This is a genomic window from Geobacillus sp. CCR, assembly GCF_052906625.1.
On sequence record NZ_JBREBQ010000084.1, the window covers coordinates 1 to 2270 of the forward strand.

The 2270-nt window shown below is 49.3% G+C and carries 2 protein-coding genes; both read left to right on the top strand.

What is annotated here, in order from left to right:
* Positions 1-33: 33 nt before the first annotated feature.
* The gene (locus ACVBDQ_RS17890; RefSeq protein ID WP_011229853.1) at positions 34-1281 is read left to right on the top strand and encodes an IS481 family transposase; all 1248 of its coding nucleotides are present in this window, start codon (positions 34-36) and stop codon (positions 1279-1281) included.
* On the top strand, positions 1274-2074 hold the full coding sequence (locus ACVBDQ_RS17895) for an ExeA family protein (protein WP_011229854.1): 801 nt from the start codon (positions 1274-1276) through the stop codon (positions 2072-2074). Before ACVBDQ_RS17890 ends, ACVBDQ_RS17895 begins: the two co-directional genes overlap by 8 nt.
* The last annotated feature ends 196 nt before the right edge of the window (positions 2075-2270 follow it).

A 2270-nucleotide genomic window follows, 5' to 3' on the forward strand; every position in this document is an offset into this window, starting at 1 on the left:
CCTAGAATGGGATGAACGAAGGAGGAGATCGAAATGAATGAGTCGATGAGACAGGAGATCGCTTTATTTCGGTATGGATTGATCGCTCCATTGGTGAATGGACAAGTCGATCCAAAAACGTACTTGAAGGAAGTAGCGGAACGGATCCATCAAGTTCCCCACCATGGAGAGAAACGCATCGCCGCCAAAACGATCCTCGACTGGTGCACGCAGTACAAAAAAGGGGGCTTTGAGGCGCTGAAGCCGAAACGACGGTCGGACCGTGGCCATTCCCGGAGGCTGTCACCTGAAGAAGAGGATCACATTTTAGCCCTGAGAAAAAAACACCCCCACATGCCCGTGACGGTGTTTTACCAACACCTTATCGAGCAGGGGGAAATCCAATCCATCTCTTATTTCACTATATACCGACTTTTAAAAAAATACAACCTCGTGGGGAAAGAAATTTTACCGATTCCTGAACGAAAACGATTCGCGTACGATCAGGTCAATGAGCTCTGGCAAGGTGATTTGTCCCATGGCCCGTTGATTCGCGTGAATGGCAAAACGCAAAAAACGTTTTTGATTGCCTATATCGATGACTGCTCGCGGGTCGTGCCGTACGCTCAGTTTTTCTCTTCCGAGAAATTTGACGGGTTGCGGATCGTAACCAAGGAAGCGCTGCTTCGATACGGAAAGCCGAAGCGAATTTACTCGGATAACGGCAAGATTTATCGGGCGGAACCCTTGCAGTACGCCTGCGCGGAGTTAGGGATCACCTTGATCCATACCCAGCCGTACGATCCGCAAAGCAAAGGGAAAATCGAACGATTTTTCCGCACCGTACAGACGCGGTTTTACCCGTTGCTCGAAATGAATTCACCGAAGTCGCTCGAAGAGCTAAACGAGCGATTTTGGAAGTGGTTGGAGGAAGATTACCATCGAAAACCGCATGCCTCGTTGAACGGGAAGACGCCACATGAAGTGTTTCAATCGCAAGTCCATTTGGTGTCGTTCGTCGAGGATTCGGATTGGCTCGACTCGATCTTTTTGAAACGCGAATACCGTAAAGTGAAGGCCGATGGTACGGTCACGTTGAACAAGCAGCTGTATGAAGTTCCGCCCCGGTTCATCGGACAATCGATCGAACTCCGTTATGATGAACAAGGCGTGTATGTGTACGAAGACGGTCAACGGGTCGCCGAAGCGGTCCTTGTTCGCTTCGAGGACAATGCCTATGTGAAACGCCATCGGTCACCGTTTGCGGCGGTTCCGGTAGAGGGAGGCGAAAACGATGTATAAAACGTTTTATTCCCTTTCCCGAGAGCCGTTTTCGAAGGAGACGAATCCACCAGAGGCTTATCAAGGGGCCTCGTATCAAGAGGCCCTCGCCGCTTTGGACTACGTGAAACGAACAAGAGGGATCGGGCTATTGATCGGTGAACCAGGGGCCGGCAAGACATTCGCCCTTCGGGCGTTTAAGGAATCCCTGAATCCGTCACTGTATCACGTCGTTTATTTTCCATTGTCAACGGGAAGCGTGATGGACTTTTATCGCGGCCTTGCCTTCGGGCTCGGGGAAGAGCCGAAATACCGCAAGGTCGACTTGTTTTATCAAATCCAACAAGGGATCGAGCGCTTGTATCATGAACAACGGGTAACGTCAGTGTTCATCCTCGATGAAATGCATTTAGCGAAGGATGCCTTTCTGCAGGATATCGCGATCCTGTTCAACTTTCACATGGACTCAACAAATCCGTTTGTCTTGATTTTGGCGGGGCTGCCCCATTTACAGGCAAAACTACGGTTGAATCAACACCGTCCGCTTCACCAACGAATCATCATGCGATACCAGATGGGGCCTCTTGATAAGGAAGAAGTGGTAGGATATATCGAACACCGCCTGAAACAGGCGGGGGCGAAACACCCGATTTTTACCCCAGCTGCCTTAGAAGCGATCGCCCTGCAGTCGCAGGGGTGGCCGCGGATCATCAACAACCTCGCCACCACTTGCCTGTTATACGGCGCTCAATTAAAAAAACATATGATTGACGAAGACATTGTGCGTATGGCAGCCGAAGAAATGGGGTACTGACACAGCAGGGGCTGATCGGCCCCTGTTATGTTTCATCCCGATCCATCCTCATTCTAGTTAATCATCCGAAATAATGTGCAAATGTTCGGAAATAATCTGCAAAACCTGGAATAATTCGCAAAGATTTTGCACATTATTTCCGAATCCGTCCGAAATAATTTGAAAAAGGGATTCTGAAATAATGTGCTAATTTACA

Bases quoted from the DNA above. Each gene is read 5' to 3' on its own strand.
- ACVBDQ_RS17895 (WP_011229854.1), top strand. From the start codon at position 1,274: ATGTATAAAACGTTTTATTCCCTTTCCCGAGAGCCGTTTTCGAAGGAG.
- ACVBDQ_RS17890 (WP_011229853.1), top strand. From the start codon at position 34: ATGAATGAGTCGATGAGACAGGAGATCGCTTTATTTCGGTATGGATTG.